This window comes from Rhodococcus sp. MurmanLake-1 (assembly GCF_056945715.1).
On the sequence record NZ_JBWZNF010000001.1, the window covers coordinates 838,526 to 863,675 of the forward strand.

General features: G+C 63.0%; 21 protein-coding genes and 2 tRNA genes. 8 read left to right on the forward strand and 15 right to left on the reverse strand.

The window, feature by feature from the left end; translation table 11 throughout:
* Window positions 1-9 precede the first annotated feature (9 nt).
* A complete protein-coding gene (gene leuC / locus AC2ETI_RS03805) occupies window positions 10-1,431 on the reverse strand; it encodes a 3-isopropylmalate dehydratase large subunit (protein WP_019747936.1) in 1,422 nt (473 codons plus the stop codon).
* A gap of 178 nt (window positions 1,432-1,609) precedes the next feature.
* Here leuC and AC2ETI_RS03810 point away from each other — a divergent pair, with 178 nt between their 5' ends.
* From AC2ETI_RS03810 to AC2ETI_RS03820, 3 genes are all read left to right on the forward strand, one after another.
* The gene (locus AC2ETI_RS03810; RefSeq protein WP_007729342.1) at window positions 1,610-2,311 is read left to right on the forward strand and encodes an IclR family transcriptional regulator; all 702 of its coding nucleotides are present in this window, start codon (window positions 1,610-1,612) and stop codon (window positions 2,309-2,311) included.
* A gap of 55 nt (window positions 2,312-2,366) precedes the next feature.
* Entirely contained in the window at window positions 2,367-2,864 is a 498-nt protein-coding gene (locus AC2ETI_RS03815) for a pyridoxamine 5'-phosphate oxidase family protein (protein ID WP_069145947.1), read from the forward strand.
* Between the two features lie 89 nt (window positions 2,865-2,953).
* A complete protein-coding gene (locus tag AC2ETI_RS03820) occupies window positions 2,954-3,151 on the forward strand; it encodes a DUF5302 domain-containing protein (RefSeq protein ID WP_007729345.1) in 198 nt (65 codons plus the stop codon).
* Between the two features lie 139 nt (window positions 3,152-3,290).
* On the opposite strand, the gene AC2ETI_RS03825 is transcribed toward AC2ETI_RS03820, so the two are convergent.
* The 10 genes from AC2ETI_RS03825 to AC2ETI_RS03870 all read right to left on the reverse strand — a co-directional run bounded on the left by AC2ETI_RS03825 (window position 3,291) and on the right by AC2ETI_RS03870 (window position 14,071).
* Window positions 3,291-3,363, reverse strand: a tRNA-Glu gene (locus tag AC2ETI_RS03825).
* 95 nt (window positions 3,364-3,458) lie between these two features.
* Window positions 3,459-3,530, reverse strand: a tRNA-Gln gene (locus AC2ETI_RS03830).
* Window positions 3,531-3,686: 156 nt separating this feature from the next.
* Window positions 3,687-5,162 carry a glutamate--tRNA ligase gene (gltX, locus tag AC2ETI_RS03835; RefSeq protein WP_019747934.1) on the reverse strand — a complete coding sequence of 492 codons (1,476 nt, stop codon included), beginning with the start codon at window positions 5,160-5,162 and terminating at the stop codon, window positions 3,687-3,689.
* 73 nt (window positions 5,163-5,235) lie between these two features.
* On the reverse strand, window positions 5,236-6,396 hold the full coding sequence (locus AC2ETI_RS03840; RefSeq protein ID WP_020969312.1) for an alkane 1-monooxygenase: 1,161 nt from the start codon (window positions 6,394-6,396) through the stop codon (window positions 5,236-5,238).
* Window positions 6,397-6,786: 390 nt separating this feature from the next.
* Window positions 6,787-7,560 (reverse strand): fumarylacetoacetate hydrolase family protein, encoded by a 774-nt coding sequence (locus AC2ETI_RS03845; RefSeq protein ID WP_483633585.1) that lies wholly within the window; start codon window positions 7,558-7,560, stop codon window positions 6,787-6,789.
* 84 nt (window positions 7,561-7,644) lie between these two features.
* Window positions 7,645-8,658, reverse strand: a complete 1,014-nt coding sequence (locus AC2ETI_RS03850; protein WP_020907259.1) for a 3-isopropylmalate dehydrogenase — start codon at window positions 8,656-8,658, stop codon at window positions 7,645-7,647.
* 74 nt (window positions 8,659-8,732) lie between these two features.
* Window positions 8,733-10,325, reverse strand: coding sequence for a phosphoglycerate dehydrogenase (gene serA / locus AC2ETI_RS03855; protein ID WP_003944758.1), 1,593 nt, complete (start codon window positions 10,323-10,325; stop codon window positions 8,733-8,735).
* Between the two features lie 250 nt (window positions 10,326-10,575).
* Window positions 10,576-11,577, reverse strand: a complete 1,002-nt coding sequence (gene ilvC / locus AC2ETI_RS03860; RefSeq protein WP_029255107.1) for a ketol-acid reductoisomerase — start codon at window positions 11,575-11,577, stop codon at window positions 10,576-10,578.
* A gap of 53 nt (window positions 11,578-11,630) precedes the next feature.
* Window positions 11,631-12,134 (reverse strand): acetolactate synthase small subunit, encoded by a 504-nt coding sequence (gene ilvN, locus AC2ETI_RS03865; protein ID WP_003944718.1) that lies wholly within the window; start codon window positions 12,132-12,134, stop codon window positions 11,631-11,633.
* Complete coding sequence (locus AC2ETI_RS03870; RefSeq protein ID WP_019747929.1) at window positions 12,131-14,071, reverse strand: acetolactate synthase large subunit; 1,941 nt, start codon at window positions 14,069-14,071, stop codon at window positions 12,131-12,133. Before AC2ETI_RS03870 ends, ilvN begins: the two co-directional genes overlap by 4 nt.
* 266 nt (window positions 14,072-14,337) lie before the next feature.
* Here AC2ETI_RS03870 and AC2ETI_RS03875 point away from each other — a divergent pair, with 266 nt between their 5' ends.
* Window positions 14,338-14,859: a PH domain-containing protein gene (locus AC2ETI_RS03875; RefSeq protein WP_021333074.1), complete on the forward strand. Its 522-nt coding sequence runs from the start codon at window positions 14,338-14,340 to the stop codon at window positions 14,857-14,859.
* A gap of 72 nt (window positions 14,860-14,931) precedes the next feature.
* Window positions 14,932-16,773: a dihydroxy-acid dehydratase gene (gene ilvD, locus AC2ETI_RS03880; RefSeq protein ID WP_019747927.1), complete on the forward strand. Its 1,842-nt coding sequence runs from the start codon at window positions 14,932-14,934 to the stop codon at window positions 16,771-16,773.
* A gap of 109 nt (window positions 16,774-16,882) precedes the next feature.
* On the opposite strand, the gene AC2ETI_RS03885 is transcribed toward ilvD, so the two are convergent.
* Window positions 16,883-17,083, reverse strand: coding sequence for a hypothetical protein (locus AC2ETI_RS03885; RefSeq protein WP_047890154.1), 201 nt, complete (start codon window positions 17,081-17,083; stop codon window positions 16,883-16,885).
* 495 nt (window positions 17,084-17,578) lie between these two features.
* On the opposite strand from AC2ETI_RS03885, the gene AC2ETI_RS03890 reads away from it, so the two are divergent.
* Window positions 17,579-19,114: an amino acid permease gene (locus AC2ETI_RS03890; protein WP_019747924.1), complete on the forward strand. Its 1,536-nt coding sequence runs from the start codon at window positions 17,579-17,581 to the stop codon at window positions 19,112-19,114.
* A gap of 68 nt (window positions 19,115-19,182) precedes the next feature.
* On the opposite strand, the gene AC2ETI_RS03895 is transcribed toward AC2ETI_RS03890, so the two are convergent.
* A complete protein-coding gene (locus AC2ETI_RS03895) occupies window positions 19,183-20,010 on the reverse strand; it encodes a DoxX family protein (protein ID WP_082148572.1) in 828 nt (275 codons plus the stop codon).
* 90 nt (window positions 20,011-20,100) lie between these two features.
* Between AC2ETI_RS03895 and AC2ETI_RS03900 the strand changes: the two genes are divergently transcribed.
* Both AC2ETI_RS03900 and AC2ETI_RS03905 read left to right on the forward strand, forming a co-directional pair.
* Window positions 20,101-21,231: a PQQ-dependent sugar dehydrogenase gene (locus AC2ETI_RS03900; protein ID WP_020907254.1), complete on the forward strand. Its 1,131-nt coding sequence runs from the start codon at window positions 20,101-20,103 to the stop codon at window positions 21,229-21,231.
* Window positions 21,232-21,371: 140 nt separating this feature from the next.
* Complete coding sequence (locus tag AC2ETI_RS03905) at window positions 21,372-22,418, forward strand: NAD(P)-dependent alcohol dehydrogenase (protein WP_019747921.1); 1,047 nt, start codon at window positions 21,372-21,374, stop codon at window positions 22,416-22,418.
* A 75-nt stretch (window positions 22,419-22,493) separates the two neighbouring features.
* Here AC2ETI_RS03905 and gatB read toward each other — a convergent pair whose 3' ends face one another.
* Window positions 22,494-24,005: an Asp-tRNA(Asn)/Glu-tRNA(Gln) amidotransferase subunit GatB gene (gene gatB / locus AC2ETI_RS03910; protein ID WP_019747920.1), complete on the reverse strand. Its 1,512-nt coding sequence runs from the start codon at window positions 24,003-24,005 to the stop codon at window positions 22,494-22,496.
* A gap of 25 nt (window positions 24,006-24,030) precedes the next feature.
* Window positions 24,031-25,062 (reverse strand): ATP-dependent 6-phosphofructokinase, encoded by a 1,032-nt coding sequence (locus AC2ETI_RS03915; RefSeq protein WP_019747919.1) that lies wholly within the window; start codon window positions 25,060-25,062, stop codon window positions 24,031-24,033.
* Window positions 25,063-25,150: the final 88 nt, after the last annotated feature.

A 25,150-nucleotide genomic window follows, 5' to 3' on the forward strand; every position in this document is an offset into this window, starting at 1 on the left:
GTAAGTGGGTCAGACCAGATCGGCCGGTGCCGAGAGCGTTCCGCGGACCGCAGTGGCAGCCGCGACGAGCGGGGAAACCAGATGGGTCCGACCGCCTTTACCCTGTCGGCCTTCGAAATTCCGGTTGGACGTCGATGCCGAACGCTCGCCGGGAGCAAGCTGGTCAGGGTTCATTCCCAAGCACATCGAGCAACCGGCCTGGCGCCATTCGGCCCCTGCCGCCGTGAAGATTTCACCGAGACCTTCACTTTCGGCTTGAGCACGCACCCGCATCGAGCCGGGAACGATGAGCATCCGAACGCCCTCTGCCACATGGCGACCCTCGAGCACCTCGGCCACCGCGCGCAGATCTTCGATGCGTCCGTTGGTGCACGAACCGACGAAGACGGTGTCGACAGCAACATCCCGAAGCGCCATGCCGGCGTCGAGACCCATGTAGGTGAGCGCCTTCTCGGCAGCCTGACGCTCGCTCTCGTCGACGATCAGTTCCGGATCGGGCACTCGGTCACCGAGCGGTGCACCCTGTCCCGGATTGGTTCCCCACGTGACAAAAGGCGTCAATGCGCTTGCGTCGATGTGGACCTCGTTGTCGAATTCGGCGCCCTCGTCGGTCTTGAGCAACTCCCACGCGGCGACGGCTTCGTCCCACTCTGCGCCCGACGGTGCATGCGGACGGCCCTTGATGAACTCGTAAGTGGTCTCGTCCGGTGCGATCATGCCAGCACGGGCTCCGGCCTCGATCGACATGTTGCAGATGGTCATACGAGCTTCCATCGACAGTTTGCGAATGGCCTCGCCGCGGTACTCCAGGACGTAGCCCTGGCCGCCGCCGGTGCCGATCTTGGCGATGACTGCCAGGATCAAGTCCTTGCTCGTGACGCCAGGAGGCAGCTCGCCGTCGACCGTGATCGCCATGGTCTTGAAGGGGCGCAACGACAATGTCTGCGTCGCCATCACGTGCTCGACCTCGCTGGTGCCGATTCCCATTGCGAGCGCACCGAATGCGCCGTGCGTCGACGTATGACTGTCGCCGCACACCACGGTGGTTCCCGGCTGAGTCAGGCCGAGCTGCGGTCCGACCACATGCACGATGCCCTGATCGAGATCGCCCATGCGGTGCAAGCGAACTCCGAACTCCTCGCAATTTCGGCGCAAGGTGTCGACCTGAGTCTTGGACACGGGATCGGCGATCGGCTTGTCGATGTCGATCGTCGGAACGTTGTGGTCCTCGGTGGCGATCGTCAGGTCGGGACGGCGCAACGGGCGTCCGGCCAAGCGAAGTCCGTCGAATGCCTGCGGGCTCGTCACTTCGTGAACGAGGTGGAGATCGATGTAGATGAGGTCGGGATCCTGCCCCTCCCCTTTCACGACAACGTGGTCGTCCCACACCTTCTCGGCGAGAGTGCGTGCTTTCTGTGCCATGTCTTCCACCTCTGTACGTAGCCTCGCGTCGGCGGACTACGGGCTGGCCCGCCGCGCGTGAAGTAGGTCCCCAGCCCTCGCAGCAGATGCAGACTGCCCCTAGGAAATGCACTAGCCCTTCAGCAAATGCGCTAGTCCACCAGGAAATGCGCTATCATCCCACTATGCGAGAAACTGGTATCGACCTATGAGACAGCATAGCGGCATCGGCGTCCTGGACAAAGCAATGGGCGTTCTTCATGCAGTAGCTGAGGAACCGTGCAGCCTCACCGAACTCTGTGCACGAACCGGTTTGCCGCGCGCGACCGCCCATAGACTCGCCGTCGGTCTCGAAGTCCATCGACTCCTCACACGCGACTCGGATGGTCAGTGGTGCCCAGGGCCCGGACTCGCCGAACTCGCTGCCACCGCTAATGATCCACTCATTGCTGCGGCCGGACTCATCCTCCCCCGCCTTCGCGAAATCACCGGCGAAAGCGTCCAGCTGTACCGCCGGGAAGGCACCCAACGCATCTGCGTTGCGTCGATGGAACCGCCCACGGGCCTTCGCGACACAGTTCTCGTCGGGGCCAGGCTGCCGATGAATGCCGGTTCCGGCGCCAAGGTCCTTCTCGCATGGGCAGATCCACAAACCCAACGGACCGTTCTCGCCGATGCGTCGTTCGGCGAACGAGTGCTCCTCGAGGTTCGCCGGCGCGGCTGGGCACAGAGTGCAGCCGAACGTGAGCCGGGTGTCGCCAGCGTCGCGGCTCCTGTCCGAGACTCGGCAGGCGCTGTCATTGCCGCGATTTCGGTCTCCGGCCCCATCGATCGGATGGGTAGACGACCGGGAGCCCGCTGGGCGGCGGACCTTCTCGCAGCTGCCGAAGCGCTCCACAAGCGTCTGTAATTCGTGACACAGTAAGGCCTTCAGATCCTCGAGCACGTAGGAGTACGACGCGACCATGGCAGGAAAGCAGCGTAGTCAGATCACGATGACCGAGGCCGAAATTTCGAGCTTCGTCGAAAAGAGCCGTACGGCAACGATGGCGACGTTGAGCGCCGACGGAATGCCTCACCTGATCGCGATGTGGTTCGCGATAGTCGACGGCGAAATCTGGTTCGAAACCAAAGCCAAGTCGCAGAAGGCGGTCAATCTTCGCCGGGACACCCGTATGTCCGTCCTGATCGAAGACGGTCTGACGTACGACACGCTGCGAGGAGTCTCGATGGAGGGCACCGGAGTGATCGTCGAGGATCCGGGGGCTCTCTTTGCCGTGGGAATCAGTGTCTGGGAGCGATACACGGGCCCGTACACGGAGGATCTCCGCCCGGCCGTCGACGCGATGCTCCACAAGCGCGTCGCGGTACGGTTCGTTCCCGATCGAACTCGTTCGTGGGATCACCGCAAGCTCGGGATGCCTGCGATGCCTCTTTCCGGTTCTACTGCACCATCGCCGTAGACCCCGAGATTCGTGAAGCGAAATTCACGAGCTTTCGAATTCGGGCCGGCGTAGTTTCACCAACAGGCCCAACAACAAGGAGTGAGCATATGAGCGATCTCGACAGCAACACCCCGTCGGAACCCGAATCCCAATCGGAGGAAACCAAACGAAAGTTCCGTGAAGCCCTCGAACGGAAGAATCATCAGAACGCCAAATCGACCGACCATCGCGACGGACAGTCCAAGGTCCACAACACGCATGGCCCGGCCGATCACAAGCGAGAGTTTCGCCGTAAGAGCGGATAGCCGATCGCGGACAACAGAGTGAGATGACGATCACCCCCAGTCGAATTCGACTGGGGGTGATCGTTTTTCGCATCGCCGGAAACATTTCCCATACATACGAAAAGACCCTCCGATCAATGATCGGAGGGTCTTTCCTTTGTAGCCCCGACGGGATTCGAACCCGCGCTACCGCCTTGAGAGGGCGGCGTCCTAGGCCGCTAGACGACGGGGCCAGGACACGCTTTTAAACGTGGTATTCAGTCTTGCTCTTGGATGCTCAGCAAGCTTAGCTTGTCTGAGTCCGGCCACAAAATCGACCGGATTTCCGCTGGGGTACCAGGACTCGAACCTAGAATGGCGGTACCAGAAACCGCTGTGTTGCCAATTACACCATACCCCAAGGTCTTGCTCACCAGCCTTGCCCGATCCGCTTCGCTGTTGTGCTCGGCGGCTCGTCTCCGGCCGAAAAGAAGATTACCAGTACCCCTGCCCCAAATACCAAATCGTATGGTCACGGGAGGTTTTTGCTTCATTTTCGGCCGGAAGACAGTCCGATCTAGGCGGTTACCGCTGCCCTACCGGCGCGCAACCGAGCAATCGAGACCTCACGACCGAGCAATTCCATCGACTCGTACAGCGGAGGGCTGATGTGAGAGCCGGTGATCGCGACCCGAACCGGAGCGAAGGCCTTACGCGGTTTGAGCTCCAGATCCTCGATGAGGGCCTTCTTGAGTGCTTCCTCGATACTGGCCGCAGTCCACTCCGAGGTGGCCTCGAGCGCCGCAAGAGACGCGTCCAGAACCGGACCAGCGTCTTCCTTCAGGTTCTTTGCCGCCGCGGCCGGATCGAGCGCAAACGACGCCTCGTCGACGAACAGGAACTTCAGCAGATCCCACGCGTCGGACAGGACGACGATGCGCGTCTGCACGAGGTCCGCCGCAACAGTGAACGTGGCTTCATCGACGTCGGCGCTGATGTGGCCGTGCTCCACCAGGAACGACTTCAGGCGGGCCGCGAAGTCGGCCGGCTGGAGCAAGCGAATGTGCTCGGCATTGATCGCGTCGGCCTTTTTCTGGTCGAAGCGGGCAGGGTTGGAGTTGACCTTGGAGACGTCGAAGGCCGCAACCATCTCGTCGAGTGAGAAGACATCGTGATCGTCGGCAATGCTCCACCCGAGCAGAGCCAAGTAGTTCAGCAGTCCCTCGGGAATGAAGCCCCGATCGCGGTGAATGAAGAGGTTGGACTCGGGATCGCGCTTGGAAAGCTTCTTGTTGCCCTGACCCATCACGAACGGCAGGTGCCCGAACGACGGTGTGAAATCGGCGACACCGATGCGGATCAAAGCCTCGTACAACGCGAGCTGACGCGGGGTCGAGGACAGCAGGTCCTCACCGCGCAGTACGTGAGTGATCTTCATCAACGCGTCGTCGACGGGGTTGACCAGCGTGTACAGCGGAATACCGTTCCCGCGAGTCAACGCGAAGTCCGGAACGGTGCCTGCCTTGAACGTGGTCTCGCCGCGAACCAGGTCGTTCCACGTCAGGTCGTGATCGGGCATCCGGAGGCGGACGACCGGCTTGCGACCCTCGGCGACGTAGGCAGCGCGCTGCTCGTCGCTGAGGTCGCGATCGAAGTTGTCGTATCCGAGCTTCGGGTCGCGTCCGGCCGCCTTGTGTCGCGCTTCGACCTCTTCATTGGTCGAGTAGGACTCGTAGGCCTCGCCCGCGGCCAGCAACTTGGCAACGACGTCGAGATGCAGGTCGCGACGCTCGGACTGGCGATACGGTGCGTGCGGCCCACCGACCTCCGGGCCCTCGTCCCAATTGAGCCCCAACCAGCGGAGGGCGTCGAGGATGGCCTGGTAGGACTCTTCACTGTCGCGCTGCGCATCGGTGTCTTCGATACGGAACACGAACGTGCCGCCGTGGTGTCGTGCGAATGCCCAGTTGAACAAGGCGGTGCGCACCAAACCTACGTGCGGGGTTCCGGTGGGTGACGGACAGAAACGGACGCGTACTTCGCTGTTGGTCATGGCTCACTTGGCTCGGCGATGATGGATGGTCGTACTACAGGTTAGTCCCGCAGCGCTTCCTCCATCCCGCCGATCACTTACCCGGCAAGACGTTGATACGTGTCATGTCACCGTCGTAGTAGGCGAGTAGTCGCTTGTCCATGACCTTTCGCCACAGCGGCGGCACCCACGCGCACACGATCATGACCGCGTAACCCGCTGGAAGTTGCGGCGCTTCGGCCGCACTGCGCAGGCTCTGGTACCGCAGACGCGGATTCGCGTGATGGTCACTGTGACGCTGAAGTTGATAGAGGAACAGATTGCTGACGACGTGGTCGCTGTTCCAGCTGTCCTCGGGCGAGCAGCGAACGTACGAGCCGTCAGGCCGCTTCGCACGTAGCAAGCCGTAGTGCTCGAGATAGTTGGCGGTCTCGAGGAACGTGAATCCGGCAATCGCCTGAACGGCCAGCCACGGCGCGATTTCCCACCCGAACACCGCGATCAGGCTGCCGAACAGGACAACACTCATCGCCCACGCGTTCAGGATGTTGTTCCGATAGCTCCACGTCCGTCTGCCTTGACGCTGCAGGCGAGCGCTTTCGATCCGCCATCCCGAGCGCAGGCCGCCGATGACACTGCGCGGCAAGAAGAACCAGAAGTTTTCCTTGTATCGCGAACTGGCCGGATCCTCCGGCGTCGCGACACGGACGTGGTGACCATGGTTGTGCTCGACGTAGAAATGGCCGTAGAAGGACTGCGCCAGCGCTACTTTCGCGAGCCACTTCTCGAGCTTCTCGCTCTTGTGCCCTAATTCATGCGCCGCGTTGATCCCCACACCGGCAACCACGCCGGCAGTCATCGCGAGCGCGAACTTCTCCCCCGCCGCCATCGGCGCATTCACCCAGCACCAGGCGACGAACACGAGACCGACGTATTGGAGGGGCAGGAACAGATACGTGCACCAGCGGTAGAAACGATCCTCTTGCAATTCAGGGATCGCTTCGTCCGGTGGGCTGTTACCGTCCTCGCCCGCCAATAGATCGATCAGGGGAATGACGATCACGATGAGCCAGGCCCCGATGGCCCAGAAGAGCCCGAGACTGAATTTGTCGACCAGGAACCACGCAGCGAACGGACTGAGGGGCACCAGCAAACCCAGTGGCCACAGGTAGCGCTTCTTGTCTCGCCACACCGGCCGCTGACCGTTCTGCGCTTGCCCTGCCGCTGTCCGGGAGCCTTCCGCGAAGGTCGTCATGTATCACCACGTTTCTGCGCAATCCACTCGATTGCCCCATCGGCTTCTCTTCAGTTATCGGTCACCCTACTGCTCAGCGTTACATTTCAGGGAATTTGGTCTGTTGTGAGCCGCGGCAGCAAACCGCGAGGCGAACTCGCTCAACCTGGCTAAATCAGACATAACGCCAGGAGGATCAGGAACGAAGCTTCGCCTGGCTCATGAAACCCGCAGGTCAGTCCCAGGGCCCGATTATCTCGAACCGGAGGGCAATCCCAATCGGCCACCGAACGTTAGTTACCATCTTGCAACTTTTCTTTGACAGACACCTCTCGACTCACACCACGACGAAGGCCCCATCCGGTGGGAATGGGGCCTTCGTAGTGTCATGACGGAACGAACCGGGTCAGATCAATTCTTTGCGGTCACCGGGTTCGTGAGCGTGCCGATCCCCGACACCGTGACCGACACGGAATCTCCGTCGACGATCGGGCCGACTCCGGCGGGGGTTCCGGTGAGGATGACGTCGCCGGGCAGGAGGGTCATCACCGCCGAGATCCACTCGATGATCTTCGGAATGTCGTGAAGCAGGAAGGCGGTGCTGCTGACCTGCTTGACCTGACCGTTCACCTCGGTCTTGATGTCAACGTCGGACGCATCGAGGCTGGTTTCGATCCACGGACCGAGCGGGCAGAAGGTGTCGTGGCCCTTCGCGCGCGTCCATTGCCCGTCGTGACGCTGATGATCTCGCGCCGATACGTCGTTGGCGATCGTGTAGCCCAGGACCACGCTCAACGCCTTCGCCGCGGGTACGTCTTTGCAAGGCTGACCGATGACCACCGCGAGTTCACCCTCGAAATGCACCTCGTTGGACGTCGGAGGCAAGACGATCGGGGCGCCCGGGCCGACGATGGACGTATTGGGCTTGAGGAAGATCACCGGATCAGCCGGCGCCTCGCCGCCCATCTCCGCGATGTGATCTGCATAATTCTTGCCGATACAGATCACCTTGCTGGCGAGAATCGGAGCCAGCAGACGAACATCGGCGAGCGGCCAACTTCGGCCGGTAAAGGTGGGGTTCCCGAACGGGTGCTCCGCAATTTCCTTGGCGACGAGGGCATCCTCTTCACCTTCGATACTGACGAACGCAACACCATCGGGACTGGCAATTCGACCAAGACGCATACTGGCCAGTCTATCGGGGTGCCGGAAACGACTGACGCGCGCAAGCCGAAAGGCTTACGCGCGTCAGTCTCGTGAAAGAAATCCTTACAGCGCTGCAGTGATCCGGTCGCCGATCTCCGTCGTGGAGATGGGGCCTTCACCGCGGGTAGCCAGGTCGGCAGCGACCACAGCCTCGACGCGAGCGGCGTCGTCCTCGCGTCCGAGATGGCGAAGAAGCAGTGCGGCCGAGAGGATCGCGGCGGTGGGATCTGCGATTCCCTTGCCGGCGATGTCCGGAGCACTGCCGTGCACGGGCTCGAACATCGACGGGTTGGTACCAGACGCGTCGATGTTTCCACTTGCGGCCAAACCGATTCCGCCGGTCACCGCACCGGCCAGGTCGGTGATGATGTCACCGAAGAGGTTGTCAGTCACTATGACGTCGAAGCGCGACGGGTCGGTCACCATGTAGATGGTGGCAGCGTCGATGTGGCAGTACGCGGTCTCGACGTCCGGGTACTCGGCCCCGACTGTCTCGATCGCACGCGTCCAGATTGCTCCCGCATTGGAGAGCACGTTGGTCTTGTGGATCAGTGTGAGGTGCTTGGAACGTGTCTGCGCCAACGCAAATGCATAACGAACAACACGCTCGGCGCCGAACCAGGTGTTGATCGACACCTCGGTCGCGATCTCGTGATCGGTGCCGACGCGGATGGCGCCACCGTTACCGGTGTACGGGCCTTCGGTGCCTTCACGAACCACGACGAAGTCGATCTCCGGCTGGGCCGCCAACGGCGACAGCGCACCCGGGTACAGCTGTGCGGGGCGAAGATTCACGTGATGATCGAGCTGGAAACGCATGTTCAGCAGCAGACCACGCTCGAGGATGCCGGGTGCGACGATCCGCGGATCACCGATGGCGCCCAACAGGATTGCGTCGTGCTGACGGATCTGGTCCAGCTCGTCCGCCGGGAGCAACTCGCCGGTGGCGTTGTAGCGACGGGCACCGAGATCGTATTCGGTGGTTTCCAGATCCGGAACCAACTTGCCGAGCACCTTGAGTGCTTCGGCTGTGACCTCGACACCGATTCCGTCGCCCGGAATGACCGCAAGCTTCATGGAGTCCTCATCTCAGTAGAACTGTGCGCCTTTATTAACCGCGGGCGGTTAATAAAGGCGCACAGCAAAAACAATCAGGAAAGGTCGACCTGGGCGACGCGAGCGTCGAGCTGCGAGACGATTGCCTCGACCTCGGCGTCTCCGACGACGCGATCGACGCGCAAGATGACCGTTGCGCCTTCGCCTTCGGCATCCTGGCTCAGTGCTGCGGCGAGGATGTCCACGCCCGCGTTACCGAGAACGGTGCCGAGAACACCGAGAACGCCCGGGCGATCGCTGTAGTGAACGACGATGTTGTGCCCCTCGGCGCGCAGGTCGAAGCTGCGTCCGTTGATGTTGACGATCTTCTCGACCTGTTGCAGACCGGTGAGTGCGCCCGTGACCGACGTGACCGTGCCGTCCGCGGCAACTGCGCGAACCTCGACCGCGCTGCGGTGAGCAAGAGCCTCGGAGTGCTTCTCGACCGATACGGTCACGCCGCGCTGCTCGGCCAGTGCCGGAGCGTTGACGAACGTGACGGCCTCGTCGCTGCTGGCGGAGAACACGCCGCGCAGTGCAGCCAGGCCGAGGATGTCGACGGTTTCGGCAGACAGCTCGCCGGTGGCGACAACCTGCACGGTCTGCACAGCTTCGGGCGACAACGTCGCAGCGAGGAGACCGAGCTTGCGGACCAGCTCGAGCCACGGAGCAACTTCTTCTCCGACGGGGCCGCCGGAGACGTTGACAGCCTCGGGAACGAATTCGCCCGCCAGAGCGAGGAGAACACTCTTCGCCACGTCGATGCCTGCGCGGTCCTGAGCCTCGGACGTCGATGCTCCGAGGTGCGGGGTGACGACGACGTTGTCGAGCTCGAAGAGCTTGGAATCGGTGCACGGCTCGGTGCTGAACACGTCGAGACCGGCGCCGCGGACCTTGCCGGAGACCAGTGCGTCGTAGAGCGCGTCTTCGTCGATCAGACCACCGCGGGCGGCGTTGACGATGATGACGCCGTCCTTGGCCTTGGCGAGACGCTCGGCGTTGATCAGGCCGGCCGTTTCCTTGGTCTTGGGCAGGTGCACGGAGATGAAGTCGGCGCGCTCGACGAGCTCGTCGATGGTGACCAGTTCGATGCCGAGCTGCGCGGCGCGAGCTGCGGGCAAGTAGGGGTCGTACGCGATGATGGTGGTTTCGAACGCGGCGAGACGCTGCGCGAACAGCTGGCCGATGCGGCCGAGTCCGACAACGCCGACGGTCTTGCCGAGGATCTCGACGCCGTTGAACTTGCTTCGCTTCCAGGTGTTCTCACGCAGAGTCTTGTCTGCTGCGGGAATCTGGCGAGCGGTCGACATGAGCAGAGCAACTGCGTGCTCGGCTGCCGAGTGGATGTTGGAGGTCGGTGCATTGACGACCATCACGCCGCGCTCGGTGGCTGCGGGGATCTCGACGTTGTCCAAGCCGACACCGGCGCGGCCGATGATCTTCAGCTTGGTGCCTGCGGCCAGAACCTCGGCGTCGACGGTGGTGGCGGAACGGACGAGAATCGCGTCGGCCTCGGGTACCGCGGCGAGCAGCGCCGGGCGGTCGGGTCCGTCGACCCAACGCACCTCCACACCGTCACCGAGCGCCTCGACTGTGGACGGCGCGAGCTTGTCGGCGATCAGAACAACGGGACGGCCAGGCTGGCTCACGTGCAAACTCCCTGATTAGGTGGGTGTGAAGGTGGTTTAACCACCGATAGTTTAGTGCGCGCTCACTTCGAATCCACAACGCGGTAGGCGATACCACATAGTGGACACTTTCGAGGGCGAATTCTCGATGGAATATGAATCCGGACTCAGCCGGCCCGGAAAACGACTCCGGCCCAATGCCGCGCTGGTTCAACGTAATTGAACCGGCGCGACATCAGGCCAGTGGAGACGTGGAGCGTGAAACTGCGAATTACGCGGTTTCGGTGATCGGACGATCGACCCAGCTCATCAGGTCGCGCAGCTTCTTGCCGGTGACCTCGATGGGGTGCTCGGCGTTGGCCTTGCGCAGGCCTTCGAGCTCGGTGTTGCCGTTCTCGACGTTGGCAACCAGACGACGGGTGAACTCGCCGGACTGGATGTCGGCCAGGATCGCCTTCATGCGCTCCTTGGTGTCGGCGTCGATGACGCGCGGACCGGAGAGGTATCCACCGAACTCAGCGGTGTCGGACACCGAGTAGTTCATGCGGGCGATGCCACCCTCGTACATGAGATCGACGATGAGCTTGAGCTCGTGCAGAACCTCGAAGTACGCCATCTCGGGTGCGTAGCCGGCCTCGACCATGACCTCGAAACCGGTCTTGACCAGTTCCTCGGTGCCGCCGCAGAGCACAGCCTGCTCGCCGAAGAGGTCCGTCTCGGTCTCTTCCTTGAACGTGGTCTTGATGACGCCTGCGCGGGTTCCGCCGATGCCCTTGGCGTAGGACAGAGCGAGAGCCTGGCCTTCACCCTTGGGATCCTGGTCGATGGCGATGAGCGCGGGAACGCCCTTGCCGTCGACGAACTGACGACGCACCAGGTGGCCCGGCCCCTTGGGGGCAACCATGCCGACGGTGACGAACTCCGGAGCCTTGATCAGGTCGAAGTGAATGTTCAGGCCGTGACCGAAGAACAGCGCGTCGCCGTCCTTGAGGTTCGGCTCGATGTCGCCCTTGAAAATGCTGGCCTGAGCGGTGTCAGGTGCGAGCACCATGATGACGTCGGCCCACTCGGAAACCTCGGCAGGCGTACCGACTGTCAGGCCCTGCTCCTGCGCCTTTTCGCGGGACTTGGAGCCCTCCTTGAGGCCGATGCGCACATCGACGCCCGAGTCACGCAGGCTCAGCGAATGGGCGTGGCCCTGGCTTCCGTAGCCGATCACAGCAACCTTGCGGCCCTGAATGATCGACAGATCGGCATCGTCGTCGTAGAACATCTCGACTGCCACAGTTCTCAACCTCTCCTTGGATTTTTACGTGTCTAAAAGTACTAGCGGGTGGCCGTGATCGACTTCGGCCCTCGACCGACTGCCACGACCCCGGACTGAACGATCTCCCGGATACCGTACGGATCAAGCATCCGCAGCAGTGCATCCAGCTTGGACCGAGTACCGGTCGCCTCGATGGTGACGGACTCCGGGGAGACGTCGATCACCTTGGCGCGGAACAGGTTCACCGTTTCGATGACCTGCGTGCGCACGCTTGCATCTGCGCGCACCTTGATGAGCACGAGCTCGCGAGCGACGGATGCTTCACCGTCCTGCTCGACGATCTTGATGACGTTGATCAGCTTGTTGAGCTGCTTCGTCACCTGCTCGAGAGGGAACTCGTCGACCGTGACGACGATGGTCATACGTGAGATCTCGGGGATCTCGGTTCCGCCCACCGCAAGGGATTCGATGTTGAATCCGCGGCGGGAGAAAAGTGCGGAGACGCGGGCCAGCACGCCTGGCTTGTCCTCGACGAGAACACTGAGGGTGTGACTGGTGCTCACTTCTGATCCTCCCCTGTGCCCGCGGCGGGTCCGGCTTGCTCGCGTGACATGGCTTCGTGGATGACGGCGGGCTCGGCAACTGCCTCGTCGTCGTCGAACAGCGGCCGGATGCCCCGGGCCGCCATGATTTCGTCGTTGCTCGTTCCGGCAGCGACCATCGGCCACACCTGTGCGTCAGCGGTGACGATGAAGTCGATCACGACAGGCTTGTCGTTGATGGACTGCGCCTCACGGATCGCAGCTTCGACATCTTCTTCGCGCTCGACACGAATTCCGTGGCAGCCCAATGCTTCTGCGAGCTTGACGAAGTCCGGGATGCGGATGGCGCCGTGCGTTCCGAGGTTGGTGTTGGAGTAGCGCTCTTCGTAGAAGAGTGTCTGCCACTGACGCACCATGCCGAGGTTGCCGTTGTTGATGAGGGCAACCTTGATCGGGATACCTTCGAGTGCGCAGGTTGCGAGTTCCTGATTGGTCATCTGGAAGCAGCCGTCGCCGTCGATCGCCCACACCTCGGTGTCGGGCATGCCCATCTTGGCACCCATGGCTGCGGGAACCGCGTACCCCATGGTGCCGAGCCCGCCCGAGTTGAGCCACGTGCGCGGCTTCTCGTAACCGACGAACTGCGCGGCCCACATCTGGTGCTGGCCGACGCCGGCGCAGTAGATGGCATCCGGTCCGGCGAGCTTGCCGACGGTCTGGATGACGTACTCCGGGCTCAGCTGACCGTCGGTGGGACGGTCGTAGCTCAGCGGGTAGGTACGACGGATGTCGTTCAGGTACGCCCACCATTCCGAGAGTTCGAACGTGGTGCCCGTGGCCATGTCGGCACGGATAGCCTCGATGAGTTCGGTGATGACCTCTTTGCAGTCGCCCACGATCGGGACGTCGGCGTAACGGTTCTTGCCGATCTCGGCCGGATCGATGTCGGCGTGGATGACCTTGGCGTCGGGCGCGAAGGAATTCAGCTGACCGGTGACGCGGTCGTCGAAACGCGCGCCGAGGGTGATCAGAAGATCGCTGCGCTGCAGAGCGGCGACTGCGGCAACGGTGCCGTGCATTCCCGGCATACCGCAGTTGAGGTCGTGGCTGTCCGGGAACGCGCCGCGGGCCATCAGCGTGGTGACGACGGGGATACCGGTCAGCTCTGCCAATTCGAGCAGCTCCGGCGAGGAGTCCGACTTGATGACGCCGCCACCGACGTACAGAACCGGCGACTTGGCGTCGGCGATCAGACGTGCAGCTTCACGAACCTGCTTGCCGTGCGGCTTGGTGACCGGGCGGTAGCCCGGCAGACGCATCTCCGGCGGCCACGAGAACGTGGTCTGCGACTGCAGGATGTCCTTGGGGATATCGACCAGGACGGCGCCGGGGCGACCGCTGGCCGCGAGGTAGAAGGCTTCGGCCATGATGCGCGGGATGTCGATCGCGTCGGTGATCAGGAAGTTGTGCTTGGTGACCGGCATCGTGATGCCTGAGATGTCGGCTTCCTGGAAGCCGTCGGTACCGATCAGCGAGCGCGCCACCTGTCCGGTGATCGCGACGATCGGAACGGAGTCCATCTGCGCGTCGGCCAGTGGCGTGACCAGGTTGGTCGCACCGGGACCCGAGGTAGCCATGCAGACGCCGACCTTGCCGGTCGCCTGGGCGTAACCGGTGGCAGCGTGGCCTGCACCCTGCTCGTGGCGCACGAGCACGTGGCGGACCTTGACCGAATCGAAGAGTGGGTCGTAAACCGGGAGCACGGCACCGCCGGGAATGCCGAATACCGTGTCGACCTCGAGCTCTTCGAGGGCTCGAACCACAGACTGCGCGCCGGTTACCCGCTCAGGCGGGAGCTGGCGACGGTTGGCCGTCTGGGTTGCGGCAGCCGCGGTTGTCGGGCTCGGTGTCCCTGACTTGCGCGGCGTGGGTTGAGGCCGTGCTGTTGGTGCGCTCACTGGGAAATCCTCTGATTCTGGCTCCGGGCAACAAAAAACCCCCGTCAGCATCTGCTGAGCGAGGGTGGCGCGTCGTTATCTGGTGAGTTGAAAAATCGACTCAGGCGACGACGCGCCGGCCGATTACGAGCAACTCATTCTGTTTCACGCACTCGACAGTAGAGGCGCTAGTCGCGAACGGCAAACTTGGTGAGTCGACCGTCCCAGAATCTGAGATACATCGGCTGCAATGCGAAGATGTAGAGGTGTCAACTTCGCAGCAGCCCGTGCCACCGGCTCAATCATCCCACACGCCGAAACCACTTCGGCACGTCATCCGCATTTCGCAGCTCGCTTACATGGCGTGCGCGTTCCTCCTGTTCGCGGTCAGCTTCCCGATCTTCGGGTGGCCCGTCGCCTTCAGCTGGTTGCTGATCCTTCCGATCATCGCCGTGTATCTCGTCGCGCGACTGCGCACCACCGTCAGCCCTGACGGCCTCGAGGTCCGCTCGACGTTCTCCAAGCGCACCCTCGCCTGGGACGATGTCAAGGGTTTCCGCTTCCCGAAGCGCAGCTGGGCGCGCGCGGAACTCACCGACGGAACCGAGGTGACCCTGCCTGCGGTCAGCTTCGTCAGGCTTCCCGAGATCGCGATCGCCAGCGGCGGCCGCATCACTGATCCCTATGCATCGGCGGCAGAAGCCTTCGCCGCCAAGGAAGCCGAAGAGGAAGAAGCAGCTGCAGAAGCAGAAGCAGAATCCGAGGTCGCCGAGAACTCACAGGACCAGCCCGAAGAGAAGCGCCCGTAGCACGCGAGTAGCGTTGAAAGGCCCTCGCTTCTATTTGAGTGGACCAGCAACGATCACATAAGGAACACGCCCATGCCCCCGTTGAGGTCACGCACCACCACCATCGGACGTAATGCTGCCGGAGCCCGATCCCTGTGGCGCGCCACAGGAATGACGGATTCCGACTTCGGAAAGCCGATCGTCGCCGTAGCGAACTCGTACACCCAGTTCGTACCCGGCCACGTGCATCTCAAGAACGTGGGCGAGATCGTTGCCGAGGCCATCAGTGCGGCCGGCGGCGTCGCTCGTGAGTTCCACACCATCGCAGTCGACGACGGCATCGCAATGGGCCACGGCGGCATGCTCTACTCGCTCCCGAGCCGCGAGATCATCGCCGATTCGGTCGAGTACATGGCAAACGCCCACACGGCCGACGCACTGGTGTGTATCTCCAACTGCGACAAGATCACTCCCGGCATGCTCAACGCCGCGATGCGTCTGAACATCCCGACCGTGTTCGTCTCCGGCGGTCCGATGGAAGCAGGCAAGGCAGTGGTCGTCGGCGGCGTGGCCCAAGCCCCCACCGATCTCATCACCGCGATCTCGGCCTCTGCCAACGATGCCGTGTCCGACGAAGGCCTCGACGAGGTCGAGCGCAGCGCGTGCCCGACGTGCGGGTCGTGCTCGGGCATGTTCACCGCCAACTCCATGAACTGCCTGACCGAAGCCCTCGGCCTCGCATTGCCGGGCAACGGCTCCACGCTGGCAACTCACAAGGCTCGTCACGCACTCTTCTCTCGTGCGGGCACCACCGTGGTCGAGGCTGCCCTCAAGTACTACCGCGACGGCGACGAGTCGGTGCTGCCGCGCAACATCGCGACCCCGGCAGCGTTCCGCAACGCGATGGCTCTCGACGTCGCCATGGGCGGTTCCACCAACACCGTCCTGCACACGCTGGCTGCGGCACAGGAAGGCGAGGTCGACTTCGACCTCGACACCATCGACGCGATCAGCCGCAAGGTGCCGTGCCTGTCCAAGGTCTCCCCCAACTCGGACTACCACATGGAGGACGTCCACCGCGCCGGCGGAATCCCCGCGCTGCTCGGTGAGCTTCGCCGCGGCGGACTCCTCGAAACCGACGTGTCCACCGTGCACACCAAGAGCTTCGACCAGTGGCTCGACGACTGGGACATCCGCTCCGGCAAGGCAACCGACGAGGCAATCGAGCTTTTCCACGCGGCTCCCGGCGGCGTGCGCACCATCGAACCGTTCTCCACGGACAACCGTTGGTCTGCTCTCGACACCGATGCGGCCGGCGGCTGCATCCGCGACGTCGAGAACGCCTACACCGTCGAAGGCGGCTTGGTTGTCCTGCGCGGCAACATCGCACTCGACGGCGCAATCCTCAAGACGGCCGGCATCGACGAGGAACTGTTCTCCTTCCAGGGCCCGGCGCTCGTCGTCGAATCTCAGGAAGAAGCCGTCTCGGTCATCTTGCAGAAGAAGATCAAGGCCGGCGACGTTCTCGTCGTGCGTTACGAAGGCCCCAAGGGTGGCCCCGGCATGCAGGAAATGCTGCACCCCACTGCCTTCCTCAAGGGCGCAGGCCTCGGCAAGGAATGCGCACTGATCACCGACGGTCGTTTCTCGGGCGGAACCTCCGGACTGTCCATCGGTCACATCTCCCCCGAGGCTGCCGCAGGCGGAGTCATCGGACTCGTCCAGAACGGCGATCAGGTCCGCATCGACGTCGCCTCGCGCACGCTCGAGATCCTGGTCGACGACGACGTCCTCGCCGAGCGACGCGCGAAGATGGAGGCCTCCGAGCGCCCGTGGCAGCCGGTCGATCGTCAGCGCACCGTGACGACAGCCCTGCGCGCCTACGCCGCTCTGGCAACGTCCGCCGACAAGGGCGCGGTTCGCTACGTTCCGTAAATTCTGCCACGAACGGACATAGATCCCCGGCCGCTTCGGCCGGGGATCTTTTCTGTCAGCGTGCGAGATGAATCGGGATCAGATCCGCGCCAGTTCCTCCGGAAAATCTTCATCCGGTGTTGTACGAGCATGCACCACAACCCAATCCGATCATCGCGTCGGTTTGGTACGCATCGTCGGCAGCACATTCGACAACCACGCCGACACGTAGGAACTTGCGCATGGCGACCTTGAGCCGGCGCAGCGTCCAGGGACTTCTTTCACACGAGAACGGATGAAAGGTCAGCGCCCATACGGAATTCCGCGACATCGCACATCCGGTCGAGTTCGTAAGCGTCGAGAGACGTCGGAGTACCACCACCGAACGCCACTGCGTCGTAGTGCGTGCAGTGGCCTGTCAGCCGTCTTGCGCGGATACACATATACGTAATTCTGGTACGGACGTACCGCAACTGTGAGACTCATTGACCGCAAGACCGACCGACAGGTACCGAATAGTCGGCCGACACGCGGAGCACGAACGGAACGATATGAGCTATCAGACATTTCAGACTGAATCGCGCGTCCGGCTCGTGAGCGAATTCACTTGGACGTAGGGTTCCAGACACCAGCTGATCAATTCAGATACATGAGGGGGGATGACTTCCAGTCAGGTGATCATTTCGGTCAGTTCGAGCTAGCTGACTTGCACACGGCGCTCACCAGTGGTTCCCTCATCAGGTCGCTGAGACGCACATCACAACGACGACAGTCAGCCACCGCCCGCCACCCACAAGGTCGACGGGAAACAACCAAGGAGCAATACATGCCCGGAGTCGGCATATGGCGCACCAAATCCGTCGAGCAATCGATCGCGGACACCGACGAGCCTGAGACAAAGCTCAAGAAGGAACTGACCGCGAAGGACCTCACGGTATTCGGAGTCGCCGTCGTCATCGGCGCAGGCATCTTCACGCTGACTGCTCGAACCGCAGGCAATGTCGCAGGACCCTCGATTTCACTGGCATTCGTTCTCGCTGCGATCGCCTGTGGCCTTGCCGCGCTGTGTTACGCGGAGTTCGCCTCCACCGTTCCAGTCGCAGGCAGCGCATACACGTTCTCCTACGCGACGTTCGGTGAGTTCGCAGCCTGGATCATCGGCTGGGACCTCATCCTCGAGTTTGCTCTCGCCTCCGCCGTCGTCGGCAAGGGTTGGTCGCTGTACCTCGGCAACGTCATCGGGGCGAGCGGCAGCACCACCGCCCACATCGGGTCGATCAGCTTCGACTGGGGCGCCCTGCTCATCATCGGCGCGATCACCCTGATTCTCGCGATCGGCACCAAGGTTTCCTCGCGAGTCTCCGCGATCATTACCGCGATCAAGATCGCAGTAGTCCTGCTCGTCATCGTCGTGGGGGCGTTCTACATCAAGAAGGAGAACTACTCTCCCTTCATCCCGCCGTCCGAAGGATCCGAGAGCTCTGCAAGCGGAATCCATCAGACCTTGTTCTCCTGGCTGACCGGTGCAGGCGGAAGTAGCTACGGCGCCTACGGATTGCTCGCCGCAGCCAGCCTCGTGTTCTTTGCCTTCATCGGCTTCGATGTCGTCGCCACCACGGCCGAGGAAACCAAGAACCCGCAGAAGTCGTTGCCACGCGGAATCTTCGGCTCGCTCGCCATCGTCACCGTTCTCTACGTTGCCGTCACACTCGTCCTGACCGGCATGGTCAAGTACACCGAACTCAAGGACGGCAGTCCTCTGGTCGGCGATTCCAGCGCCACCCTCGCAACCGCATTCGAGGCCAACGGAATCGGTTGGGCACAAACCGCCATCAACTTCGGTGGCCTGGCCGGCCTCACGACAGTTGTCATGGTCATGATGCTCGGCCAGACCCGCGTCCTCTTCGCAATGTCCCGTGACGGCCTCATGCCGCGCAGCCTGGCCAAGACCAACGCCAAGGGCATCCCGATGCGCATCACGTTGATCGTCGGTGGCATCGTCGCCGTCCTGGCAGCCTTCTTCCCGATGGGCACGCTCGAAGAGATGGTCAACATCGGAACGCTGTTCGCATTCGTCCTGGTTTGTGTCGGTGTCATCGTCCTACGCCGCACCCGCCCCGACCTGCCGCGCGGATTCCGCGTCCCACTGGTGCCCTTCGTGCCGATCGTCGCCGTGCTCGCCTGCGGTTGGCTGATGCTCAACCTCTCGGTCGAGACCTGGATCCGGTTCCTCGTCTGGATGGCCATCGGTGTGCTCGTGTACTTCGCCTACGGTCACCGCAAGTCGGTCCTCGGTCGCAAGCTCAAGGACGGAACAGCCATCCCGTCCGCGAACGCCGACCCGGTACTCGTCAAGGACTGATCCTTCACAGACGAACCGCCGCTCTCCGATTCGGAGAGCGGCGGTTCGTTTGTTCGACGGCGCGAGTTTCAGATGAGCGGATTGGCACCGTTCAGGAAGATCCAAGTGCAGACGCCGGCAGCGATGCCGAGGATCAAGACCACGAGCGATCCGACGAACGGGCGGGTTGCCCAGCCACGACGACCGTCGAGCGAAATACGGCCAGGACCCGTCAAAATGATGACGCCCGCACAGATTCCGAGCAGCATCTCGTACTCGGTACCGGCCGGGGCGAAGTACTCCAGTCCAGGTGCGCTCGCCTGACGCAGCGCCCACGCATTGATCATCACGGCCAGAACCGATGCTGCCGCAACGGGAGTCAGCAACCCCAGGATCAGGAGGGCGCCACCTGCGACCTCACCGACGGCGCCGAGGATCGCCATCCACTTCGCCTGCTGGAACCCGGCATCCGCCAGCATCGTCTCGAAACCGCCCAGACCCGGCCCGTTCCAGATACCGGTCAACTTCTGCAGACCGTGCACCAGTGCTGTTCCGCCGACGGCCAAACGCAGTGCAAGCAAACCGAGGTCGAGAGTGCCTCGGCCCCGCGGAGTCTCGGTGGTCCCTGCCACGGCTTCGGCGGTGGGGACGGCGGTGATCGGAGCGTCGTACGCCGTCTCTCGCCCGAGAGCCACTGTCGGCTGATCCGCGCCCGGCGCTCGGTATGTCGGTATCTGTTCGGTCAGCGAGTTGGCGTTCGTGGAACCGAAATCGAGATCGTCGTCGGTCCGCGGCAACGGATTCTTGGCGCTCACCGTCGGAAATTGTTCGGTGGGCGAGTCATACGGACTGGACACGTTGCCCGTCGGCTTGTCCGCATCCGACAACTCGCTGGGATCTTTTCGCTCGTCAGTCACGTAGGTGAGCCTATGGCCGATTCACGAACTCGACGGGGAACCTTGGTCCGGCGTGGCGGCATCTGCCGTGGGTTACGTAACGTCTTGGGCATGACTACGGGTAGGCATGCAGCGCTGGGCGCACTGGCTCTGGTGCTCGGGACATCGTTGCTCGCAGGTTGCGCGGACTTCGACGAATCGACTGCCTCGCCGTTCACACCCGAACCGACCAACCAGGCAAGCGCCGAAGTGCAGCCGGAGAATCCGCCGCCGTCGACCACGCCGCCGGCGCCGCGGACCGGCCCCCTCGGGCCGTGTCAGGACGCCGACACCGCCGTGATCGCAACCTGTCTCGACACCACCGGCGGCCTCGTCACACTCCCGGACGGGAACTCCGGGCTGGTGGCCGAACGGCGAACCGGCCGAATCATGCAGGTAGCCCCCAACACGACGCCGGTCGAGGTTGCCAAAATCGACGTCGACGGTAGCGGCGACGGCGGACTGCTCGACATCGCCCTCTCCCCCACATTTGTCGAAGACAACCTGATCTATGCCTACGTCACCACCGGAACCGACAACCGGGTGGTCCGCATTGCTCCCGGTGACACCGCCAAGGAGGTCCTCGGCGGAATCCCGCGCGGTGCAAGCGGCAACGGCGGATCACTCGAGTTCGCGGCCCCGGACCAGCTCATGGTCCTGACCGGCGATACCGGCAACCCTGCGGTTGCTCAGGATCCCGGCTCGTTGGCGGGGAAACTGTTGCGAGTCCGATCGTTGACGCCAAACGCTTCGCCGCCTCGCCCGGAAGTTGTTCTGTCCGGAATCGGTAACGGCGGCGGCGTGTGTGTCGATCCAGGCATCGCGACCTGGGTCACCGACCGAACCACTCTCGAAGATCGCCTCCAACGCGTCGGCTCCGACGGCACAGTGACGTCGCCCGCTTGGACCTGGCCCGACCGGCCCGGCGTCGGGGGGTGCATTGCGGCGCAGGGAGTGGTAGCTGTCGCGTTGGGGGCCGGCAAAGCGATCTCCGCATTGGCCGCTGACCCCGGAACGGGAGCGATCACCACCGCGCCGTCGGCAGTGGCGAAAGACACGTACGGCCAACTGGGCGGTTTGGCGCTCGGATCCGACGGCTTGATGTGGGCGAGCACGATCAACAAGACCGCGGGCGAGCCGGGGCCGAACGACGACAAGGTGGTCAAGATCCCGATGCCGAGTGGCAGCGGCGGGATCGACTGAGCCGCGATCGCCGAAGCGCCATGTCTGTTCGGTCACGGATCCCGTGACCGAACATGCACAGATGCGTACTCTTTTGTTAGCGGGGCTAAACACCCCGCACTTGCCAGGAGCGGTTGGCCAACCACGACAAAGGAGTCGGTATGAAGGCAATCCAGTACACGAGAATCGGCGCGGAACCCGAACTCACGGAGATTCCCAAACCCGAGCCCGGTCCAGGTGAAGTGCTCCTGGAAGTCACCGCTGCCGGCGTCTGCCACTCGGACGACTTCATCATGAGCCTGCCCGAAGAGCAGTACACCTACGGCCTTCCGCTCACGCTCGGCCACGAAGGCGCAGGCAAGGTCGCCGCCGTCGGCGAGGGTGTCGAAGGTCTCGACATCGGAACCAATGTCGTCGTCTACGGGCCTTGGGGTTGCGGCAACTGTTGGCACTGCTCACAAGGACTCGAGAACTATTGCTCTCGCGCCCAAGAACTCGGAATCAATCCTCCCGGTCTCGGTGCACCCGGCGCGTTGGCCGAGTTCATGATCGTCGATTCTCCTCGCCACCTTGTCCCGATCGGTGACCTCGACCCGGTCAAGACGGTGCCGCTGACCGACGCCGGTCTGACGCCGTATCACGCGATCAAGCGTTCTCTGCCGAAACTTCGCGGAGGCTCGTTCGCGGTTGTCATTGGTACCGGCGGTCTCGGCCACGTCGCTATTCAGCTCCTCCGTCACCTCTCGGCGGCAACGGTCATCGCTTTGGACGTGAGCGCGGACAAGCTCGAACTGGCAACCAAGGTAGGCGCTCACGAAGTGGTTCTGTCCGACAAGGACGCGGCCGAGAACGTCCGCAAGATCACTGGAAGTCAAGGCGCCGCACTGGTTCTCGACTTCGTCGGCTACCAGCCCACCATCGACACCGCGATGGCTGTCGCCGGCGTCGGATCAGACGTCACGATCGTCGGGATCGGGGACGGCCAGGCCCACGCCAAAGTCGGGTTCTTCCAAAGTCCTTACGAGGCTTCGGTGACAGTTCCGTATTGGGGTGCCCGCAACGAGTTGATCGAATTGATCGACCTCGCCCACGCCGGCATCTTCGACATCGCGGTGGAGACCTTCAGTCTCGACAACGGTGCCGAAGCGTATCGACGACTGGCTGCCGGAACGCTAAGCGGCCGTGCGGTTGTGGTCCCTGGTCTGTAGACCGACAGCGGTAGAACACTGATGCCCGGCCGAATTCGATTCGGCCGGGCATCAGTGTCAGAAATTCGGTGTGCGCTAGCTGCACGCCTCGATGACAAGTTCCTTCACACGAGCCGCGTCTGCCTGTCCTCGGGTGGCCTTCATGACGTCGCCGACGATCTTTCCGGCGGCCTGGACCTTGCCACTGCGGATCTTGTCCGCGATGTCAGGGTTGGCCGCGAGTGCTTCGTCGACGGCTGCCTTGAGCTTGGTTTCGTCACGTTCGACGACCAGCTCCGGGTGGGCCGCGACAACCTGCTCCGGGTCACCCTCGCCGTCGAGGACGTGATCGACGACCTGGCGAGCGACCTTGTTGTTGAGCTTGCCGCTGTCGATGAGAGCTACGACCTGCGCAACCTGCGCCGGGGTGATCGGCAGAGCGCCGAGTTCGACGCCGCGGGTGTTGGCCTGCTGCGACAGGTAGGACAGCCACCAGGAGCGCGCTGCCTCGGGCGAAGCACCGGCCTCGGTGGTCGCAATCACCAGATCGATGGCGCCGGCGTTGACGAGGTCACGCATGACCTCGTCGGAGATTCCCCAGTCCTTCTGGATCCGCGCGCGGCGAATCCAGGGAAGCTCCGGCAAGGTGCCGCGCAGTTCTTCGACCCACTCGGCGCTCGGAGCAACAGGCTCGAGATCCGGTTCCGGGAAGTAGCGGTAGTCCTCGGCCGTTTCCTTGCGGCGTCCGGCGGCCGTGGTGCCGTCGGCTTCCTGGAAGTGGCGGGTCTCCTGGATGACCTCGCCGCCGGCGTCGAGAACTGCTGCCTGACGGCGCATTTCGTAGCGAACTGCGACCTCGACGCTCTTGAGGGAGTTGACGTTCTTGGTCTCGGTACGCGTTCCGAGTTCCTTGGCGCCGATCGGCATCAGCGAGATGTTGGCGTCGCAGCGCATCGATCCCTGATCCATCCGCACGTCCGAGACGTCGAGTGATTTGAGCAGATCACGAAGCGCCGTCACGTAGGCGCGGGCAACCTCGGGTGCGCGCTCACCGGCACCGTGGATGGTCTTGGTGACGATCTCCACCAGCGGCACACCCGCACGGTTGTAGTCGAGCAGTGAGTGGCTCGCACCGTGGATACGGCCGGTAGCGCCACCAACGTGGAGGGACTTACCGGTGTCCTCTTCCATGTGCGCGCGCTCGATGTCGACGCGCCACGTCGTCCCGTCGTCGAGGATCACGTCGAGGTATCCCTCGGTTGCGATCGGCTCGTCGTACTGGGAAATCTGGTAGTTCTTCGGCTGATCCGGGTAGAAGTAGTTCTTGCGTGCGAATCGGCCCCAAGGCGTGATGGAGCAGTTGAGCGCAAGGCCGATCCGGATCGCGGACTCGACAGCGGCTGCGTTCACCACTGGCAACGAACCGGGCATGCCCAGACAGACCGGGCACACCTGGGTATTGGGTTCGGCACCGAACTCGGTGGGGCACGGGCAGAACATCTTGGTCGCGGTGCCGAGTTCTACGTGCACCTCCATACCCATCACAGGCTCGTACTTGGTCAGTACTTCGTCGTAATCGAGGATGTCGGGCGCATCGACAGCAGTCATGGTGATCAGTTTATGCGTCTGCGGCTCAACCGAAGAATGCGGCTGCCTCCTCGTAGCGCTCCTTGGGCACCGTCTTGAGTTTGCGGGTCGCCTCGGCGAGCGGAACGAGGTCGATGGACGTTCCGTGCAACGCGACCATCTGACCGAAATCTCCGCGGTGAGCTGCGTCGGTGGCATGAACGCCGAAGCGAGTGGCGAGGATGCGGTCGTGCGGCGTCGGGGTGCCGCCGCGCTGGATGTGTCCGAGGACGGTGGTGCGAACTTCCTTGCCGATGCGGCGCTCGATCTCGTTTCCGAGCTGCTGCGCGACGCCGGTGAAGATCTTGTGGCCGAACTCGTCGATGCCACCTTCGCGCAGAGTCATCGACGCGGGATCGGGCATCGCACCTTCAGCCACGACGCAGATGAAGTGGGAGTCGCCACGCTGGAAGCGCTTCTTGACCATCGCGCACACCTCGTCGACGTCGAACGGCTGTTCCGGAACCAGAGTCAGGTGTGCCCCCGACGCCAGTCCGGCCTGCAGCGCGATCCAGCCCGCATGCCGGCCCATGACCTCGACGAGCATGACGCGCTGATGCGATTCAGCCGTGGTGTGGAGTCTGTCGATGGCGTCGGTGGCGACGGCCAATGCGGTGTCGAAACCGAAAGTCACGTCAGTGCAATCGATGTCGTTGTCGATCGTCTTGGGCACACCGATCACGGGTACGCCGCTCTCGGAAAGCCAACTGGCCGCGGTGAGTGTGCCTTCGCCGCCGATCGGGATCAGGACGTCGATCCCGTTGTCGTCGAGGGTCTGCTTGATCTGATCGAGGCCCGCACGGAGTTTGTCGGGGTTCACGCGAGCGGTGCCGAGGATCGTGCCGCCGCGGGTGAGGATGCGGTTGATGCGGTCATCGGAGTCGAGCGGGACCTTGCGGTCCTCGAGCAATCCTCGCCAGCCGTCCCGGAATCCGACCACGGTACTGCCGTAACGACCGGCCGACGTACGTACGACGGCGCGGATGACCGCGTTCAAGCCCGGGCAGTCGCCGCCGCCCGTGAGGATTCCGATTCGCATAGTGCAGCACCTCTCGTGACCGGATTGTGGATCTTGGTGTCCATCTTCCCCCAGTCACCGTATTGCCGCAGGATAGCGGCGTTGCCGA